A 19,752-nucleotide genomic window follows, 5' to 3' on the forward strand; every position below is an offset into this window, starting at 1 on the left:
GCTGTGTCGATCGGAGCTAGCGCTTCAGCGCTTTGTCGATCCGGAGTGAGTGCTTCAGCACTGACTCCGGTCCCACGCAGCGCGCTCCGATCCCACGCAGAATGGTTGCTGCATGGTCAATACGGTTCGCCGACCCGCACGATCTTCAGCGTATTCGTGCCGCCGGCCTGACCCATCGGCTCGCCGACAGTCAGCACCACCATGTCGCCGCGCGACGCGTAACCCTTGCTGACCACGGTCTCCAACGCCTGCTGCAACGCGGTGTCGCGGTCAGTGTTGGTGTCCAGATGCAGCGAAGTCACGTTGCGGTACAGCGCCATGGCCCGCTCGCTGCCGACCCGCGGCGTGAGCGCGAAAATCGGCACGTGGGTCCAATGGCGCGACATCCACAGCGCGGTCGAGCCGGATTCGGTCAACGCCACGATCGCCTTCGCGCCGAGATGAAACGCCGTGAACAGCGCACCCATCGCGATCGACTGGTCGATCCGCGTGAACGTGCGGTCGAGGAAATCCTTGTCCAGTTCCGACTGCTCCGACTTCTCGGCTTCAATACAGATCGCCGCCATGGTCTCGATGGTCTGCACCGGATACTTGCCCGCCGCCGATTCCGCCGACAGCATCACCGCGTCCGTGCCGTCCAGCACGGCGTTGGCGACGTCCGACACTTCGGCGCGGGTCGGCACCGGCGCGTGGATCATCGACTCCATCATCTGCGTGGCGGTGATCACGAACTTGTTCGATTCGCGCGCCATACGGATCATCCGCTTTTGCAGCGCGGGGACTGCGGCATTCCCCACTTCCACGGCCAAGTCGCCGCGCGCGACCATGATGCCGTCCGATGCGTCGAGGATGCCTTGCAGCGCCGGAATGGCTTCCGCGCGCTCGATTTTGGCGATCATCTTCGGCTTGATGCCGAACGGCGCGCCGGCGATGTTCGCCAGCTGGCGGGCCATTTCCATGTCGGTGGCGTTCTTCGGGAACGATACCGCGACATAATCGACGCCGAGCGACATGGCGGTGCGAATGTCTTCCATGTCCTTGGCGGTCAGCGCCGGCGCGGACAAGCCGCCGCCCTGGCGGTTGATACCCTTGTTGTTCGACAGCTCGCCGCCGATCTTGACGACCGTGTGGATCTCATTGCCGATCACGCGCGAGACGTTCAGCACGATCAGGCCGTCGTTAAGCAACAGCACGTCGCCCGGTTTCAGGTCGCGCGGCAGGTCTTTGTAGTCGAGACCGGCGCGCTGCTCGTTGCCGAGTTCGCAGTCGGCGTCGAGGATGAACGGCTCGCCGGCGACGAGCATGATCTTGCCGTTTTCAAATTTGCCGACCCGGATTTTCGGGCCTTGCAGGTCTGCCATGATGGCGACTTCGCGGCCGGCCTGGCGGGCCGCCTCGCGCACGAAATCGGCGCGCTGGCGATGGTCGTCGGCGGTGCCGTGCGAGAAATTGAGCCGCACCACGTCCAGCCCCGCCTGAATCATTTGCAGCAGGATTTCCGGCGTATTGGAAGCCGGGCCGATGGTGGCGACAATCTTGGTGGCGCGATGCATGAGTCTCCTCGTCTGGGTGAGATCGCTGGAAAGAGCGCTGCGAGTCGGATGCGGAGGCTGCGCACCGAAGGATGCTGCCGGGGGCTGCGCGCCGGTTGAAACCAGCGTCGCTTTATAGTGTGAAGCGGTATTCGATACCAGCACGGGGGGCGCCGGTTGAGGGGCGAGTTCTTCGTCGGGGAGTTCTGCGGATGGCGAGGCGGTCTGCACAGCATCTGCGCTGGACAATTCCGCTGCCTCACTGGCAGTGGTCAATTCCGCGAGCGCGAGGGGCGACCCGGATTCTTCTTGCTGCTGGCTAACTGAACCGACCGCGGCATCAACCGCAGATTCGGCCGCTGCCGGATTAGCGGCGGAGCGCGCCGCGCGCTCCCCTGCCGTTGCTGCTGCGGTGTTGCGCGGCTTGCCGCCGCGCGCTTTTGCAGACTTTGCCGTTGGGGAGCGCGTCGCCACGTTAAGCCCGCGATTCCAGAACTTCGACGGCCGGTAGCTTCTTGCCTTCGAGGAACTCGAGGAAGGCGCCGCCGCCCGTCGAGATATAGCTGACCTTGTCGTGGATGCCGTACTTGGCGATCGCCGCAAGCGTATCGCCGCCGCCGGCAATCGAGAACGCCGACGACTTGGCGATGGCGTCCGCGAGCGTCTTCGTGCCGTTGCCGAACTGGTCGAATTCGAACACGCCGACCGGGCCGTTCCACACGATCGTGCCGGCCTTTTCCAGTTGCGCGGCGAGCACCTTGGCCGTTTCCGGTCCGATGTCGAGAATCATGTCGTCGTCTTGAACGTCGGCGACGGCCTTGACCTCGGCCTTGGCGGTCGGCGAAAACTCCTTGGCCGTGACCACGTCGGTCGGGATCGGCACAGAGGCGCCGCGCGCTTTCGCGGCGTCGATAATGGCTTTGGCTTCGTTCAGCAGATCGGCTTCGGCGAGCGACTTGCCGATCTTCAGGCCGGCGGCCAGCATGAACGTGTTGGCGATGCCGCCGCCCACGATCAGTTGATCGACCTTGTCGGCGAGCGACTTCAGAATGGTCAGTTTGGTCGACACCTTCGAGCCGGCGACGATCGCCACCAGCGGACGCTTCGGCGCGCCCAGCGCCTTGCCGAGCGCTTCGAGCTCGGCGGCCAGCAACGGGCCGGCGCACGCGATGGGCGCGTATTTGGCGATGCCATGCGTGGTCGCTTCGGCGCGGTGCGCGGTGCCGAACGCGTCGTTCACGTAGATGTCGCACAGCTTCGCCATTTTTTGCGCGAGCTCGTCGGAATCCTTCTTCTCGCCCTTGTTGACGCGGCAGTTTTCCAGCAGCACGACCGAGCCCGGCGCGACGTTCACGCCGTTTTCGACCCAGTTCGCCACCAGCGGCACGTCACGGCCGAGCAGTTCGGCCAGACGCTTCGCGACCGGCGCCAGCGAATCTTCCGGCTTGAAGTCGCCCTCGGTCGGACGGCCCAGGTGCGACGTGACCATCACGGCGGCGCCCGCGTCGAGCGCAGCCTTGATGGCCGGCACGGAGGCGCGGATACGGGTGTCTTCGGTGATGTTGCCTCGATCGTCCTGCGGCACGTTCAGATCGGCGCGGATGAACACGCGTTTGCCGGATAGCTTGCCTTCGGCGATCAGATCGGAGAGACGCAATACCTTGTTCATGGGCGTGTGTGTGCGAGTTGATGAGAAGGCGGTGGCGGACGACGCGCGGCACTCAAGCGCGGTGAACTCCAGCGCTCAGGCACGGCAGCGGCTCCACTGAATCGGGTGCCGGCGGCAGGGCCGCGGCCCGCGCGCCTTACAGCGGCGCGCTCATCCCGGAAACAACCATTTTAACTGATCCACACAGCCTTCTGACCCGCGACCGGGCGAATGTCCCGTATTTGGAGGATACCGCGCCGATGCCGCGACGCAACATTTCCCGCTTCTTCAATCACATGAAGAGACGCAACAACGTGAACACAACCATTCCGACGACAATCGTGCCGAGCATGGTGCGCCGCCACAAAAACCACGCAAGACCTGACAGCGTGGCGTAGAACTCATGGTTCGACGGCGCGAAGGACAGGCCGTCGGGCGTTGCCAGCACGTCCGGCAGGACCACGGCGGCGAGCGCCGCGGCCGGCGCATAGCGGAGCATGCGCTGAACCCGCGCCGGCAAAACGGTGCGCTCGCCGCCGATTAGAAACATCGCGCGTGTCAGGGCGGTGACGAACGTCATGCCGAAAATGGCCAGCCAGATCTGGGTGGATGTCATCGGGAATCTCCGGCGCTGTTACGGATGCGGCGCAAGTCGGCGCGCTCGACCATCAGGTCGGCAGCACTGCCGGCGACGATCGCCGCGATCACCGCGAGCGGCAGCGCGAGCCGGTACGGCAGGTCGAATGCGAGCAGCGACACCACGCCGGCGACGCTGACCGCGACCAGCGTGGAGCGCGTCGCGATCGCCGACACCATGATGGGCAGCAACGCCAGCGTGCCCGCCAGCGCGAGGCCCCAGTTATCGGGAATCAGACTCGCCAGCAAAATGCCGGCAATCGACGACACCTGCCACGACAGCCAGCTGCATATCGCCATGCCCCAGAAATACGCCTCCTTGCCCGGCACATAGCCGGTCGGGAAGCTCTTCTTCTGGAACAGCAGGTAGATCACGTCGCCGTTGAAATAGCCGAGCACGATGCGCCGCCACATCGACAGATAGGAGAAATGCGGCGCGAGACCAACGCTGAAGATCACGAAACGCGTATTGACCATCGCGGCCGTGAGCAGCACGGTCCAGACCGGCAGCTTGGCGGCGAGCAGCGGCAGCACCGCCAGTTGCGACGAACCGGCGTAGCACAGCAGCGACATGGTGAGCGCCTGCGGCAACGTGAGCACCGATTTGCTCATGGCAATGCCGGTGACCAGGCCCCAGGAGAAAATCGCCATCAGGGTGGGCGAATAGTCGCGCGCGCCTTCGCGGAAGGCACGGCGATCGATATCTGACAGGCGAGCGAGCATGGGGGCGAAACGCGGGCGCGCAAGGGCGCAGCAACGATGGGAAGTCAGCGCCAGGTCGTCAAGCACCCGCTGGCGCATTCGGATTTGAATTATGCGTGTGCCGGATTATAGCGTCCGGAATACGGCCAAATGCCCGTTCCGTGTGCAAAAGACGCTAAAATGACGTCCTCGCTACGCCCCGAAGGAAGTCCCCTTGGGGCACACCTCACTGGAAAACACCGGGCCGTCCCAGGTTTTCCTGCCCCGTCGGGGCCTGACGCGAAGCGCCAGGTGTGGGGCACTCATAACGCACCAGTTGGAGAATCGTATGTCAATGGCCGACCGCGACGGCAAGATCTGGATGGATGGCAAGCTCATCGACTGGCGCGATGCCAAGATCCACGTGCTTACCCACACGCTGCATTACGGCATGGGTGTCTTCGAGGGCGTACGCGCCTACAAGACGGCGGACGGCGGCACCGCGATTTTCCGGCTGCAGGAACACACCAAGCGTCTGCTGAACTCGGCCAAGATCTTTCAGATGGACGTGCCGTTCGACCACGAAACGCTCGCCGCCGCGCAATGCGAAGTGGTCCGCGAAAACAAGCTCGAGTCCTGCTACCTGCGCCCGATCATCTGGGTCGGCTCGGAAAAGCTCGGCGTGTCGGCCAAGGGCAACACCATCCACGTGGCGATCGCGGCCTGGCCGTGGGGCGCTTACCTCGGTGAAGACGGCATCGCCAAGGGCATCCGCGTGAAGACCTCGTCGTTCACGCGCCATCACGTGAATGTGTCGATGGTCCGCGCCAAGGCGTCGGGCTGGTACGTGAACTCGATCCTCGCCAACCAGGAAGCCATCGCCGACGGCTACGACGAAGCGCTGCTGCTCGACGTGGACGGCTACGTGTCGGAAGGCTCGGGCGAGAACTTCTTCCTCGTGAACAACGGCAAGCTGTACACGCCGGACCTGTCGTCGTGCCTCGACGGCATCACGCGCGACACAGTCATTACGCTGGCGCGCGACGCGGGCATCCAGGTGATCGAAAAGCGCATCACGCGCGACGAGGTCTATACCTGCGACGAAGCGTTCTTCACCGGCACCGCCGCCGAAGTCACGCCGATCCGCGAACTCGACAACCGCACGATCGGCTCGGGCGCACGCGGCCCGATCACCGAGAAGCTGCAAACAGGCTTCTTCGACATCGTGAACGGCAAGAGCGACAAGTACGCGCACTGGCTGACCAAGATCTAACGCGCGCTGCGCCGGGCTTCACCGGCGCGCCGCACGCACCCTGCATACAACGAGAACGTCTCATGAGCGAAATCAAGGAAATGCCGCTGGTCGAACTGTCGGCAAAAGACCTGCCGGCGTACTGCCCGAATCCGGCCATGCCGCGCTGGAGCGCGCATCCGCGCGTCTTCATCGACGTCACGCACGGCGAAGCCAAGTGCCCGTACTGCAGCACGCGTTACAAGCTGCGCGACGGCGAAGTGGTCAGAGGTCATTGAACACGGCGCATTGAGCACGGATTGCTTGTGGCGACGCTTACCGGGTCGGCTGCCCGCTTCGCCGCGGGTTGCGTTGCGGGGTTCGCTTCGTGATCGATTGCATGTTGCGCGGTCTGGTTTGTCGTGCGACGGACCAGCGGCGGTGGCGCAGCAAACGGTGATCACACCAACGCGAACTCGCTGCCCGATCCGAAAGCAGGCACGTCACAGCAGGGCCGCCGCCGCGGCGTCTCCGGCCATCCCGGAAGCGCTTCACGCGGCGTGCGGCTTTTCCCCTTTTACTTATCCGAATGCCACGCGCAAGGCTTGCGCGGGGTTTCGTTTCGACACCGGACACTCACTCTGATGCGTCGCGCGTTGGTTATCGCACCGAACTGGATCGGTGACGCATTGATGGCGCAGCCGCTGTTTGCGCGCCTCGTGAAATTGCATCCGCGCATCGTCATCGACGCGGTCGCGCCCTCGTGGGTCGCGCCCGTGCTCGAACGCATGCCGGAAATCCGCGACGTCTACGCCACGGATCTGGCGCACGGCAAGTTGCAGATGCTGCGCCGCTGGCAGTTGGCGAGCGACTTGCGCGACGTGGGCTACGACGCCGCCTACGTGCTGCCGAACTCGCTCAAGTCGGCGCTGATTCCGTGGATGGCGGGCATTCCGCTGCGCATCGGCTATACCGGCGAAAGCCGCTACGGTCTGTTGAACGTGCGTCACGCGAATCCGCGCAAGGACGAGCGCCCGCCGATGGTTGGCCAATACGCCGCCCTCGCCTACGCGCCCGGCGCCAAGTTGCCCGACGACCTGCCGATGCCGCGCCTCGACGCGGACCTGAACGAAGCGTCGCGCGTCTCCGCGCGCTTCAATCTCGACACGCGCGTGCCACTGCTGGTGTTCTGTCCGGGCGCCGAATACGGCCCGGCCAAGCGCTGGCCGCCCGAGCATTTCGCATCGCTCGCGCAAATGGTCGGCCAGTCGTTCCCGTACACGCAGATCGTCGCGCTCGGTTCGCCGAAAGACGCACCGCTCGCGCAGGCCATTGCCGAGCGAGCGCCGAACGTGCGCAACCTGTGCGGCCAGACCGCGCTGGGCGAGGCGTGCGCGCTGATCTCGCGCGCCAACGCGGTCGTGACCAACGATTCCGGTCTGATGCACGTGGCCGCCGCGCTTCGCCGGCCGCTCGTGGCCGTGTACGGTTCGACCGATCCGCGCCACACGCCGCCCTTGTCCGAGCTTGCGAAGGTACAATGGCTTCATCTCGAATGCAGCCCCTGTTTTGAGCGCGAGTGTCCGCTTGGCCATCTGAACTGCCTGAAGCAGTTGAGCGCCGAGCAGGTATTCGGCGATTTGCGCGGCATGTTGCTCGCGCAACGCTAACAGCCGCTGACACTTGCACGCAACACCGCACGCCCCTGAGCGCGTCGCGTCATGTTCGCGCCTTGCGGCGCGGGCATTCTGGCGCTCGGGTGCGATTGTCCGGTGCCCCGGACTGTCCCGCTGACCGCTGTCCCGCAACCGCGCGCCGCGCACAAGAGACTGACGAGCCATGCCACGTTTTGCCCATATCTTCGAAGCCGCCGCCGATACCCTGAACGCCTATTACCAGGCCGTCGCCGAGGTCAATATCGACAGCTTGATGGGTCTGTGGATCGATGAAGAGTTCGTGAGCTGTATCTGCGCCGACGGCTCCCACCTGCACGGCCTCGACAGCATTCGCGCCGGCTTGCAGATCCAGCTCGAAACCGCGCCGGTTTTCATCGAACCGCTCGATATCCGCGTCTACGACAGCCTCGGCACCGTGGTCTACGCGATCGCCGAAGCGCACCGGCCGGCTGACCCGAAGGCCACGCCCGCCATGGTGTTCACGACTTATGTGATGGTCCACGAACGCGGCGAATGGCGCATCGCGCACATTCACGCGAGTCCGATGCCTAACGAGGCCGCCAGCCAGTTCGCCACGAAGATGCGGCACGGCCAGGGGTCGCTGCACTGACGCGCGCCGCGCGTTTCACTTATTTGTTTTGAAGCAGGCATGAGCACGCCCCGCAGGAAGTCCCTTTTGGGCACGACGCACGATCAATCCGCTCCTTCGGGCGCGGCACGCGCCGCGGCCGCCGTCGAGGCGACTGTCGAGGCCACCGTCGAGTTGCTCTACCGTGCGCCGCTCTGGCTGCCGAACCGGCATGCGCAGACCATCGTCCCGTCGCTGTTCGCGCGCCGCCCCGCGGTCTCGTTTCGACGCGAGCGCTGGGACACGCCCGATGGCGATTTCATCGATCTCGACTGGGTGCAGCATGACGGCCAGCCCGGATCCGCGCTCACGCCCGGCGCTTCGCCTCACGTTCCCGCCGACACCGCCCCGCTCTTCGTGCTGTTTCACGGCCTCGAAGGCAGCTCGGGCTCGCACTATGCCGCCTCGTTGATGGCGGCCGCGCGCGAGTACGGCTGGCACGGCGTCGTGCCGCACTTTCGTAGTTGCAGCGGACCGTTAAACCGGTTGCCGCGCTTCTACCATCTCGCCGATAGCAACGAAGTCGACTGGGTGCTGCGACGTTTGCGCGCCGCGCATCGCGGGCCGATCGTGGCGGCCGGCGTGTCGCTCGGCGGCAATGTGCTGCTGCGCTGGCTGGGTGAACGCCGCGAGGACGCGGCGTCGGTGATCTCGGCCGCCGCGGCGATTTCGACGCCCATCGACGTGCATGCCGGCGGCCGCGCGTTGTCGCAGGGCTTCGGCCTCATCTACACGCGCAGTTTCCTGAAGACGCTCAAGCAGAAGGCCGAACAGAAGCTGGTGCAGTTTCCCGGCCTGTTCGACCGTGACGCGATGCTGGCGAGCCACACCATGTACGAGTTCGACAACGTGGTCACAGCGCCGCTGCACGGCTTTCGCGATACCGACGACTACTGGAGCACGGCGACCACGCGTCCACTGCTGCCGCACATTCAGGTGCCGACGCTGGTGCTGAACGCGCGCAACGACCCGTTCCTGCCGGCTGAGGCGTTGCCGTCGCGGCATGAAGTATCGGCGGCCGTGGAACTCGACCAACCCAAGCACGGCGGCCACGCCGGCTTTATGACCGGGCCGTTTCCGGGCCGCATCGACTGGCTTTCGCGGCGCGTGTTCGGCTATCTGGAGCGACACGTCGATCATGGATGACATCGTCAAGCAGGCTTTGGCCAAGTGGCCGAATGTACCGAGTTGCACAGGGTGGCTGATGCTGGACAGGCGCGGCAACTGGCGCATGCGCGACGAGGCCGCGCAGGCGAGCGGTTCGCCCGGTGTGCCGATCCGCCACGAAGCGTTGCTCGGGTTCATCAACCGGAATTACGACGCCGACGAGCGCGGCCAGTGGTTTTTTCAGAACGGCCCGCAGCGCGTGTATGTCGAGTTGGGCTATACGCCGTGGGTGGTGAGGTTGTCGGCCGATGCCGATGCTGGCGGCGCGCTCGCCTTGCAGGATCAAGCGGGCGGCGCGTTCGAGCCCGCAGCCGTATTGATCGATGAAGAAGGCGGGATTCTGTTTACCGATAGCGCGACGCCGCCGAGAATCGCCGTCTTGCACGACCACGATCTCGAGGTGTTTTCCGACCATGCAACGCTGGCGGACGACTCCATGAGCGGAGAGTTTCGCTGGAACAACCAGCTCGTGTTGCCGCTGCAGGCTGTGCGGCGAGGCGATGTTGCTGCGCGGTTTAAATTTGTGCCGAGTCCCGCAGCCGCTGGCGCTTAAGCACTAGCCTGCGCGCTGGGCTAACTCTTCTCGTCCAGCCGCTCCTCCTTATAGCGGCTCTCCATCTCATGCAGCCTCGCGTCGACGGTCGCGAGGTCGTAGTAGCCGATCGTCTTCAGATCTCGCGCGTCCTTCAATTGCCGGATCGCCGAAGGCCACGCTCCCTCGAGCGCGAATTTCTCGGCCATCGCACGATGCTGTGTCAACGCATCGCCCGTGCCCGCGCTAGCCTGGGCGAGATACAGCCACCAGGCAGGCTGATCGGGCTGGGCGCGAGTCTCCTTTTGCGCAAGCGACTGAGCATTGGCAAAGCGGCGCAAGGTCAGCAAGGTGCGGATATGCATGTCGATTGCGGCGTTCGATTGCGGCCAGCGCTTCTGCGCCAACTCGGCCAGACGCGCGGCCTCGTCGTCGCGGCCGGCGCGCCGCGCGATGTCGGCGGCCAACACGTCGAGGCTCGGCGAACTGCGCGCCGTGCCGCCCTCGGCCTGCTCGCCCGTCGCGAACGCGGCGCGGGACGACGCCAGCGACGCCGCCGCGTCGTCGTAACGCTCGAGCAGCATCTGTCCGTACGCGATGCCGTACCAGTTCGCCGCGACGTTGACCGCCGTGCGGTCCTCGATCTCTGAGCGCAAGCGCGAAATCTCGTCGCCGTACTCACTGCGCGAACGGTCCTGCAGCAGGCGCGCGCGCGCTCGCACAAAACCATATTCGGCCGATTGATGCGGTTGCCGGTAAGGCGCGCGGCGCGCACGGTCCTCCATGTCGGCAATCCGTTCGCCCGTCAGCGGATGGGTGCGCGCGTACGCCGGGATGCCCGTGTCGCTCATCGCGGCACGATCGAGGCGGCCAAAGAAGGTCGTCATTGCGTAAGGATCGTAGCCGGCGCCGGCAAGCAGCAGAAAGCCGACGCGGTCCGCCTCGTGCTCGGCGGAACGTGAGAAACGCAACTGGTTGTCGACCGCGTACGCCTGGCCGCCGATCGCAATCGCGCTGCCCAGGTCGCCGCTGTGCGCGAGAACGCCGGCGAGCACGCCGAACAACAGGCCGGCGAGCGCCGCATAGGTGCTGCGTTCGCCGGTCGTGATCATGCGCGAGATGTGCCGCTGCAGGACGTGTCCCATTTCGTGACCCAGCACCGATGCCAACTCGGACTCGGTCTGCGTGGCCACGATCAGGCCGGTGTTCACGCCGATAAAACCGCCAGGCAGCGAGAAGGCGTTGATCTGCGGGTCGCGCACGGCAAATAGATCGAAGTCCGGACGATATCCGCCGATGTACAGCGCGCTCGCCGCCGCGGCAAGTTTCGCGGCAACCGAGTTCAGATAGTCGCGCACCAGCCAGTCGTCGAGATAGTCGGGGTCGCGGCGCAACTCGCGCATCACGCGTTCGCCGAGTTTGCGCTCGGCCTGCGGCGTGAGCGAGCCCGAGCCGCCGCTGCCCAGATCGGGCAATTGCTGCGTGACGATCGGTGCACGCCAATTGGTGTTCACACCGGTATTGCCGGAGAAGCGGCTCTGCGCGCCGCCGTACACGCCGAACACGCCTTGCGCGATATCGGGCGGGACAAGCGGATCGGCGTAGGCATCGGCCGGGCCGCTGACCAGCGGTGGTTCGGCGGGCAACGTGTTGAGCGCCATGCTCGATACGCCGTGCGATTGCGCGAACGCGCCCGGCGGCGCTGCCAGCGCGACAGACAACAACGCAGCAAGGAACCGTTTCGGACGCATCGCGAGGTCGATATGACGAAGTCGGAAAGCGACGCCCGCCGCTCGGACTAAGATAGCGGGCATAGGGCAATTGTAATCAGTCGTCGCAGGAATTCATGTGATTCGCGTCATTGCGATTCGGGCGTCCCCGGTGATGCCTCGCCGCCCACGCCGACGGCGGGTGATGACTGACCACGTTTTGACCCGCTTAAACGCAGTGCCGCCGCCGTGCGGCTTTACCGCACTGCTATGATAGGCGCCCTCTGAAGGAGCCCAACCATGCCTGAACTCACTCATTTCGACGCCGCCGGCCAGGCGCATATGGTGGACGTCGGCGGCAAGCAGGAGACCAAACGCATTGCGATTGCGCGCGGCTCGATTCGCATGCTGCCGGAGACGTTCGCGCTGATTCGCGACGGCAACGCCAAGAAAGGCGACGTGATCGGCATCGCGCGGATCGCCGCGATTCAAGGTTCGAAGCGCACCGCCGATCTGATTCCGCTGTGTCATCCGCTCGCGCTGACGCGCGTCAAGGTGGATTTCGAACTCGATGACACGCTGCCGGGCGTGCATTGCACGGTTCAGGTCGAAACGCTGGGACGAACGGGCGTGGAGATGGAAGCGCTGACCGCCGTGCAGGTCGGGTTACTGACCGTGTACGACATGTGCAAGGCGGTGGATCGCGGCATGACGATCACCGATGTGAAGGTGCTGGAGAAGCACGGCGGGAAGTCGGGGGACTGGGTGGCGAATTGATGACCGTTTGCGTCATCGCCCCGCTCCATCTTTAACGCTTTGAAGCAAACGCGGCGGCTCACTCCTCGTCGCTGTCGTCGTCCTCATTGACGTCATCCGACGGCATGCCGTAGCGCTTGACCAGTTCCGCCTTGAAACCGGTCAGTGTTTTCTGCTCGTCGCAAAGCTCGTACAGATAGCTCAGTTGCGACGGCCAGTCCTTCAGTTCCGTGGCGAAGATTTTCAGGCGTTCGACAGTATCGAGTGCCGCTGCCTGATCGCCGCTCAACGCCTGCAGCACCGCATACCGACGCAACACGGTTTCGCCCGGCAGCAGCGCCATCGCCTGTTTGTGCATGGCGAGCTTGTGTTGCAGATCCATCGAATTCATCGGCAAGAGCGTCGCGAGACCGTACTCGCCCCACGCCTGGAACAGGAACGACGGGTCCGCACGATACTGTTCGGCAGGACGCTGGCCGTAGTACAGCACCTCGGCGCGCGCGTAGTCGCGATAGACCGGATACAGCGCGGCCAGACCGCCGAACACCACCACGGCAAACGCGCCGAACGACAGGCGTGCCGGCACGAGGCGCAGCGGCCGCGTTTCCAACAGGCCGAACACGAACATCGCCGGCAACAGGAAGAACATGTACTGCTGCGGATATTCGACCAGCGCGTGCATGACCAGCACGCCGATCAACGCAATGCCGAACACGCGCGCCGAGCTTTGCGGCGCGCGCACTACGCGTATGAGCCAGGTAATCAGGCCAAACAGTACGATCGCGAGACCGATCAAGCCGGTCTTCGCCAGCAGGTCGATAAAGATGTCGTGCGAATTGTTGGCGATCTCGACGCCGCCGAGCGTCTTCGCGAACTCGTACTGATAGCTCGGAAATTCGCCCCAACCGACGCCCAGCAACGGATGCGTCTTGAACATCGTCCAGCCGTACTTCCACAGCGCGAGGCGCGGCGCGATCTGGCCTGCATCCTGAAAGCGTTCCGCGGCGGACTGTCCGAGCTCCAGGTGATAGTGAACGTTGGCCCAGCGGATCAGCGCATTGATCACGAAAAACAGGACGGCGAGCGCGATCGGAATGATCCATTCGCGATTGCTGCGGCGTAGCTGCAATTGATTGCGGGTCTGCGCGAACGCCATCCAGAAGCCCGCCACGACGATCACGCCCATCTGCAGCCACGGACCACGCGACACGGTCAGCGCGAGGCCGACCGCGAAAATCGTCGACACGAGGAACCAGATGCTGACGGCAATCCGCCGCGTCTGCACGAGGAACAACGCCCCCGCCATCGCAAACGCGATATAGGTGGCGAGGTGATTGGCCTGCGCCATATTGCCAAACGGCCGGCGCTCGACGGTCACGTTATAGGCGACCACGAGCGGCGACACGCGCACTTCGAGGTGAAACAACTGGATGATCTGGCAGAACACCGCAAACAGCCCGCCGACGATCAACGCCCCGGCCGCCCAGCGCAACGCGGTCTCGTTGAGCTTGGCGCGCGTGAAGCCGTAACCGGCGTGCGTCGCCATGAAGGCCGCCAGCAGATAGCCGCCGCCGAGCCAGTTCATCGACGGCTGCGACACCGGCAACACCACCGACTGCGCCAACAGCAGCAGCCCGAACAGCAACGGCACCAGCGCGACCACCGGCGACGCGAACGTCACACGCGGCTTGGCGCTCGCCACCAGCAGCACGACGCCCGCGCCGGTCAGCAGATACAGCGCGAGCGCGGTGAATTCAGCGTAAAAGGTCGGAATCGGATACGTATGGTTGACAACTGCATAAGGCAGCACCAACGCGAGGGCCAACAGAATGAAAGACAGATAGCGCGCGAAAGGGGTGGGCATCGAGGAACCGGTGGGCGTCAGGTAGGGTAGCCCCCCTTCCTTGCGGAAGAGGGGCCCCCTAAGAACCGTACGTGCGAGTTTCCCCGCATACGGCTCAAGCCTACATATTTCTTTTACAAAGCCCCGTCAGTGCAACGACGGAGCCGGCTTAGTTACTGCAAGTTTACCAACGTGTACCTGCCTGTGGCAGTCGGGGTGTAGCAAAACCCTGTTGGACAGAGCGTCGGTCCCGCCATGCATCCGATATTCCAGATGATGGTCGTGCCAACTTGTCTCGTTCGTCAGAGCCCAGCCACAGTGCGCACACAATCCGCCCTGTGACTTGTACAGCGCTACCCATTGCTTGCGATAGCGCATCGAGTACTCCATGCGATCCTGCCGCAATTGCTCGCTGTACTGCTCCCACAATGGATCAAAAGGATTGAATTCCCCTTTGACCTTCCTGTGGCGCCTGATGTCCGTACCGCTGATCTGGTACAACTCAAGCAAACCCTTGCTGCCGTCTTCTTGAACTACGGGAGCGGCGAACACCCAATGCCGATTGCCAATCGAGTGAAAGTACTTCCGTCTCACCCACTCGGCGCTCTTGTGTGGATGCCTCCGCTTCGACCACCGCCAGAGTCGATAAAACACCAACGACTCCATACGGCTATACGCCTGCTTGGCAACCACGGGGCTGTGATATTGCGCCCAGCCTCGTAGCATCGGATTCAGCAATCGGATCAACTCCTCCTGCTTTACCGCCTTGTGACCGCTGATCGTATCCGCCACCTTGCGGTAGAACGTCTGCACGTTCTTCCTGCTCGGCTTGATGAGTAGCGTCCCCGAGTACTTACGGAAATTCCACCCAAGGAAATCAAAGCCTTCGTCAATGCGGACGATCCGGGTTTTCTCCTCTGATAGTTGCAGTCCCCGTACATCAAGGAAGGCTTCTATCCAAGGCCGGACTTCGTGTTCCAGCATCTCTTTCGAGTCGCCGGTGATAACGAAGTCGTCCGCGTATCGCACCACATTTACCTTCAGCTTCTTCGCTTTCCCGATCCCAAATTTCGCACCAAGGTGCGCGATCAGTTCACGTTCCAGCCCGTTCAGCGTCACGTTTGCCAGCGTCGGGGAAATGATGCCTCCCTGCGGCGTACCGGCCTCCGTCGCCTGTAGCTGCCCTTTGTAAATCAGGCCAGCCTTCAGCCATTTGCGGAGGATCACACTGTCCATCGGGACATGGTTTTCCAGCCACCTATGGTTGATGTGGTCAAAGCAGCCCTTGATATCCGCTTCCAGTACCCATTGCGCTGAACTGCGACGGGCCATGACAACGAAAATTTGAGACATGGCATCAGCCGTCGAACGGTTGAGCCTGAACCCATAGGAGTTCGGGTCACTCGTCGACTCTGCTACCGGCTCCAAGCCCAGCAGATACAAGGCCTGCATCGCCCTGTCCCGCATGGTCGGAATGCCCAGAGGGCGTTCCTTCCCATTGGCCTTGGGGATAAAGACCCTCCGTAAAGGCAGAGGCTTATATCCGTGCCGCTTCAACCTGCCGACAGCAAGCCATCGGCTTTCAGGCGAGTCCCATAGCTCGCGATCGACTCCAGCCGTTCGCGCACCCTGGTTCTGCGTAACACGTCGCACCGCATATAGCTTTGCGGACAACGTGCGGGTCAGCATCCGTTGCAAGGCTTTCACCCTGCGCCAGTTACCTTCCCGCGTCGCCTTCGCAATTCGAATCTGCATCCCTCTCACGTTCCGCTCAACTCGACGCCAATCGATGGCGTGCCAATTGTCCGGCGCGTGGGAAAGCGCAGATCCGGTCTTTCGACCAGATACTTTCATGCTGCTCTCCTACCTTGGATTAGATCCCCGGCAGAAGGCGCGTCTCCCCCAGCGGGGAAGACACACCCCGCCGGGGAACAACAGACCCCTCAATATGAGCGCATGCACTCACATCTCGGACAAACTCCTCAATACGGGCGCATGCGCCCGCATCTAACCAAGTGACAGAGGGTAGTCAGCCGTCTTGCGACGGTAGACCAGACGGAAGTCTGCCCGCTTTCGCGTGGGGTAATGTCTCAACCCCTATCCGGACCGTTCCAGCCCGGCATTCGCTTGCTCCGTCCTCCCATACCTGCACAATCAACAGCGTCCCTTGCGGTTCGCCTGCCAGCCTTACTGCGCTGGCAACCATACAGGCTTACCACGTTCCCGGCATGTCACACGACTGACTTAGGTTCTGCCTCTTCCCCGGTGGCTAAGTGACGACGTAATCCGACGGTTGAGCGGATTAACCAGCCACGTACCTTTTGGTTAGAGCCCAATGTTCAAGCAGCTTTGGCTCCTCAGTGCTTACGAGGTTTATCAGCAGTTCACTTACGTTAACCTTATCAGCCAGCCTAGCTCCTCAACCCCCTTGCTGCTGGGAGTCTCCAGACCGTTCCTCGCGGAACCGATCTGCCCGAAACATCCAGGGGCTACATTGTCAGAAGAGCTTCACACCCCACCGTTGCCAGTGACGCATGTCTTCCTAGGCTACTGCTGGTCGTACAGCAGGTTCACTATCCTCGCCATACCACTGACGAGGCCAAACAATGACACACCGAGCTTTCGCTCGTATCGGTTCGCGAATCCATTGCCGCTGACGGCGCAGGAGTTACATACATCACTCCACCCTGTCGGCGGAGGTGAAGCCGCTGACGGGGCGGAACCTGACGGTAATCAGGTCAATGCAACGCGAGCTCTCGGAGACTGTGCTCTACCGAGACTCGTATGAACGAGACCCGGCAAACCTCTACCGGCTCTCGCTTCGCTAAAAGAGATACCCCGCTTCTGAGCAGTTGCGTCGAAGGACTCACGCCCCTTCCCGATGCTCCACGTGATATCTTCGCGACCGGTTAGGCTCATACCGACGCCTCCTTTGCCGCTAGTCGATGCCCCTTACGTTGGGGCTACCCGGACACGAGCATGCGTGTCGCACCAACCGGCGCACTATACAAAAAAATTCTCCCGCTGTGCGCCGGCCGGGCTGAAATATCCCGAAAATCAGCCTTTTACGTGCGGATGGCTGCGACGCCACCCCACTCTCGCGCTCATCGCGCGCTCATGTCGCAGTCGTTCATGAACGGCACTCCGGTGGGGCGAGATTCGACGGCAACGTGGGCGCATCGGCGGGTGCCGGCCCGGCGCCTGGCGCCGGCAGCGAGGACGCCGCCTTGCCGCCCGCGAAACATTCCCACGTAAGCGCGCCCGCCTGCACCCCGCCCTTGCTCAACGCGATGCGCGCAGTCGGCGCATCCACGTTGTCAGGCACCGATGGCACGAGCGTGAGCGTGTTCGAACCCGCGGGCGCGACGCGCGTCGAGAAGGCGACGGTGATCTGGCCGGTGTCGTCGTCGACTCGAATGGACTCGACGTTGCGGGTGGCGGGCGGCGACGCATAACCACCGCTGAACGCGTTGCCGCTCGCGGCGTTTTCGGACACGGCCAGCCGCGCGGACGCCGCCAGCGACAGCCCTTCGCCGACGCGGCTGCGAGCCAGATAGTCCTGATACGCGGGAATCGCATACGCGGCGATCACGCCGACGATCGCCAGCACGATCATCAGTTCAATCAGCGTGAAACCGAAGCCAAGGCGTCGGCAGGCGCGCGCGAACCGCGCGGACCAGCCCGCTCGGCACACTCTTGAGCGCGTGGACAGTGAGGATTGGGAGTAAGGGGAATAAGGCAAAGTGACGATCATCGGCAGGCTCCTGAAACGAAAAACGCCTGCCCCACGGATCGGGAACAGGCGTTTCAATCGTAGCCAGCGGCGTTCGCGTCAGACAGTCAGCCGAACGGCTAACGCTGCAGCGCGGTTCGATTCAAGCCGGCGGCGGCTCCTGTCTCAAGCCGCCGCGCGATGGGCGTTGCGGCGCTTGAGCAGGTAACCGAGTACCACCACGAACAACGCGCCCGCGATGCTCATGCCGTATTCGGCCCACGCCGAATCGAGGATCGGCCAACGGTCGCCGGCCGGGTCGTTGATGATCAGGCCGCCTGCGATCCAGCCCAGCAGCGCGGCGCCGAGCGTAATGACGATCGGAAAGCGGTCGAGCAACTTGAGAACCAACTGGCTGCCCCACACGATCAGCGGAATGCTCACCAAGAGGCCGAAAATCACCAGCGCGAGACGGTGCTCGGGATCGGCGGCCTCAGCCGCGCCCGCGATCGCGATCACGTTGTCGAGGCTCATCACCGCGTCCGCGACGATGATGGTCTTGATCGCCGACATCAGCTTGTCGGCCGGCTTGATGTTCTCATGCGGGTCGTGCGCCGGCGCCATCAGACGCACGCCGATCCACAGCAGCAGCAGGCCGCCTGCGAATTTCAGCAACGGCACATCGAGCAGCGCGACCGCGAACGCAATCAACGCCACGCGCAGCACGATGGCGCCCACCGTCCCCCACAGCACGCCCTTCGTGCGTTGGGACGGCGGCAAATTGCGGCAGGCCAGCGCGATCACGACGGCATTGTCGCCACCCAGCAGAATGTCGATGACAATAATCTGAATGACGGCGCCCCAATGGAGCGTGGCGAAGAACTCGAGCATGATTGAAAGAATAAGAAGAAATCCGACGCGCGGCCAATAAAAAAAGCGGAGGAGTCTACACTCCCCCGCTTTTAGAACCGCACGCTCACGAAAGGGCTTCGTAAGCGTATCAAAAAACGCGCCGTGACAGCGCGCGAATTTCGATTTACAGCATTGCCTTCAGAAGACGCGCCATTTCCGACGGGTTCTTCGTGACCTTGATGCCGCAAGCGTCCATGATTTCCAGCTTCGCTTCAGCGGTGTCAGCGCCGCCCGAGATCAGCGCGCCGGCGTGGCCCATGCGCTTGCCCGGAGGCGCCGTGACGCCAGCGATGAAGCCGACCACCGGCTTCTTCATGTTGCCCTTGATCCACTCAGCAGCGTTCGCTTCGTCCGGACCACCGATCTCGCCGATCATGATGACGGCGTCCGTTTCCGGATCGTCGTTGAACATCTTCATCACGTCAATGTGCTTCAGACCGTTGATCGGGTCGCCGCCGATACCGACTGCCGACGACTGGCCGAGGCCGATCGCCGTCAATTGGCCGACTGCTTCGTACGTCAGCGTGCCCGAACGCGACACGACGCCGATGCGGCCCTTGCGGTGGATGTGACCCGGCATGATGCCGATCTTCAGTTCGTCCGGCGTGATCGTGCCCGGGCAGTTCGGTCCGAGCAGCAGCGTCTTGCGGTTTTCGGCACGCATACGAGCCTTGAGCTCGATCATGTCACGGACAGGAATGCCTTCCGTGATACAGATCGCCAGGTCCAGATCGGCTTCGACCGCTTCCCAGATCGCAGCAGCAGCGCCTGCCGGCGGAACGTAAATCACCGACACGGTCGCGCCCGTTTCAGCCTTGGCTTCTGCGACGCTAGCGTAGATGGGAATGCCTTCGAAATCTTCGCCGGCCCGCTTCGGATTCACGCCTGCAACGTACGCTTCACGGCCGTTTGCATATTCACGGCAAGCACGCGTGTGGAACTGACCGGTCTTGCCGGTGATGCCCTGCGTGATGACCTTGGTGTCTTTGTTAATCAGAATCGACATGTATTGACCTCTGTTCGTTTGGCGTCGCGCTGTTGCGCCGCGCGGCGGGATGTTCTCCGCCCGCGTCGCTCACGCGCCGCCAT

Annotated in this window: 17 protein-coding genes; 7 read left to right on the forward strand and 10 right to left on the reverse strand. The window is 63.4% G+C overall.

Annotated features, from left to right (window positions below):
- Positions 1-116: 116 nt before the first annotated feature.
- From pyk to P0D96_RS33690, 4 genes are all read right to left on the reverse strand, one after another.
- On the reverse strand, positions 117-1,553 hold the full coding sequence (gene pyk / locus P0D96_RS33675) for a pyruvate kinase (protein ID WP_408181853.1): 1,437 nt from the start codon (positions 1,551-1,553) through the stop codon (positions 117-119).
- 454 nt (positions 1,554-2,007) lie between these two features.
- A complete protein-coding gene (locus tag P0D96_RS33680) occupies positions 2,008-3,201 on the reverse strand; it encodes a phosphoglycerate kinase (protein ID WP_408317913.1) in 1,194 nt (397 codons plus the stop codon).
- 271 nt (positions 3,202-3,472) lie between these two features.
- The gene (locus P0D96_RS33685) at positions 3,473-3,796 is read right to left on the reverse strand and encodes an AzlD domain-containing protein (protein ID WP_132373242.1); all 324 of its coding nucleotides are present in this window, start codon (positions 3,794-3,796) and stop codon (positions 3,473-3,475) included.
- The gene (locus P0D96_RS33690; RefSeq protein ID WP_132373240.1) at positions 3,793-4,539 is read right to left on the reverse strand and encodes an AzlC family ABC transporter permease; all 747 of its coding nucleotides are present in this window, start codon (positions 4,537-4,539) and stop codon (positions 3,793-3,795) included. The genes P0D96_RS33685 and P0D96_RS33690 overlap by 4 nt, the downstream gene beginning before the upstream one ends.
- A gap of 307 nt (positions 4,540-4,846) precedes the next feature.
- Here P0D96_RS33690 and P0D96_RS33695 point away from each other — a divergent pair, with 307 nt between their 5' ends.
- From P0D96_RS33695 to P0D96_RS33720, 6 genes are all read left to right on the forward strand, one after another.
- Positions 4,847-5,770, forward strand: coding sequence for a branched-chain amino acid transaminase (locus P0D96_RS33695; RefSeq protein ID WP_132373238.1), 924 nt, complete (start codon positions 4,847-4,849; stop codon positions 5,768-5,770).
- A gap of 62 nt (positions 5,771-5,832) precedes the next feature.
- Complete coding sequence (locus P0D96_RS33700) at positions 5,833-6,027, forward strand: zinc-finger domain-containing protein (RefSeq protein WP_042321180.1); 195 nt, start codon at positions 5,833-5,835, stop codon at positions 6,025-6,027.
- A 345-nt stretch (positions 6,028-6,372) separates the two neighbouring features.
- Positions 6,373-7,398, forward strand: coding sequence for a lipopolysaccharide heptosyltransferase II (gene waaF, locus P0D96_RS33705; protein WP_012434242.1), 1,026 nt, complete (start codon positions 6,373-6,375; stop codon positions 7,396-7,398).
- A 169-nt stretch (positions 7,399-7,567) separates the two neighbouring features.
- Positions 7,568-8,014 (forward strand): nuclear transport factor 2 family protein, encoded by a 447-nt coding sequence (locus tag P0D96_RS33710; protein WP_408181847.1) that lies wholly within the window; start codon positions 7,568-7,570, stop codon positions 8,012-8,014.
- A 39-nt stretch (positions 8,015-8,053) separates the two neighbouring features.
- A complete protein-coding gene (locus tag P0D96_RS33715) occupies positions 8,054-9,178 on the forward strand; it encodes a YheT family hydrolase (protein ID WP_408317916.1) in 1,125 nt (374 codons plus the stop codon).
- Positions 9,171-9,752, forward strand: coding sequence for a DUF2946 family protein (locus tag P0D96_RS33720; RefSeq protein ID WP_408317917.1), 582 nt, complete (start codon positions 9,171-9,173; stop codon positions 9,750-9,752). The genes P0D96_RS33715 and P0D96_RS33720 overlap by 8 nt, the downstream gene beginning before the upstream one ends.
- Before the next feature lie 20 nt (positions 9,753-9,772).
- On the opposite strand, the gene P0D96_RS33725 is transcribed toward P0D96_RS33720, so the two are convergent.
- Positions 9,773-11,482: a M48 family metalloprotease gene (locus P0D96_RS33725; protein ID WP_408287698.1), complete on the reverse strand. Its 1,710-nt coding sequence runs from the start codon at positions 11,480-11,482 to the stop codon at positions 9,773-9,775.
- A 258-nt stretch (positions 11,483-11,740) separates the two neighbouring features.
- On the opposite strand from P0D96_RS33725, the gene moaC reads away from it, so the two are divergent.
- Positions 11,741-12,217 carry a cyclic pyranopterin monophosphate synthase MoaC gene (gene moaC / locus P0D96_RS33730; RefSeq protein ID WP_408317919.1) on the forward strand — a complete coding sequence of 159 codons (477 nt, stop codon included), beginning with the start codon at positions 11,741-11,743 and terminating at the stop codon, positions 12,215-12,217.
- Positions 12,218-12,275: 58 nt separating this feature from the next.
- Here the strand turns inward: moaC and P0D96_RS33735 are convergent, their stop codons facing one another.
- The 5 genes from P0D96_RS33735 to sucD all read right to left on the reverse strand — a co-directional run bounded on the left by P0D96_RS33735 (position 12,276) and on the right by sucD (position 19,669).
- Positions 12,276-14,060 carry a PglL family O-oligosaccharyltransferase gene (locus tag P0D96_RS33735; protein WP_408317921.1) on the reverse strand — a complete coding sequence of 595 codons (1,785 nt, stop codon included), beginning with the start codon at positions 14,058-14,060 and terminating at the stop codon, positions 12,276-12,278.
- Between the two features lie 126 nt (positions 14,061-14,186).
- Complete coding sequence (gene ltrA, locus P0D96_RS33740; protein ID WP_408317923.1) at positions 14,187-15,893, reverse strand: group II intron reverse transcriptase/maturase; 1,707 nt, start codon at positions 15,891-15,893, stop codon at positions 14,187-14,189.
- Between the two features lie 1,276 nt (positions 15,894-17,169).
- Complete coding sequence (locus P0D96_RS33745; RefSeq protein WP_408181823.1) at positions 17,170-17,793, reverse strand: pilin; 624 nt, start codon at positions 17,791-17,793, stop codon at positions 17,170-17,172.
- 144 nt (positions 17,794-17,937) lie between these two features.
- Positions 17,938-18,642, reverse strand: coding sequence for a TerC family protein (locus tag P0D96_RS33750; RefSeq protein ID WP_408287703.1), 705 nt, complete (start codon positions 18,640-18,642; stop codon positions 17,938-17,940).
- 145 nt (positions 18,643-18,787) lie between these two features.
- On the reverse strand, positions 18,788-19,669 hold the full coding sequence (sucD, locus tag P0D96_RS33755) for a succinate--CoA ligase subunit alpha (protein WP_085487621.1): 882 nt from the start codon (positions 19,667-19,669) through the stop codon (positions 18,788-18,790).
- Positions 19,670-19,752 lie beyond the last annotated feature (83 nt).

This window comes from Paraburkholderia sp. RL17-347-BIC-D, assembly GCF_046027915.1.
In the GTDB taxonomy this organism is placed as follows: Bacteria; Pseudomonadota; Gammaproteobacteria; order Burkholderiales; family Burkholderiaceae; genus Paraburkholderia.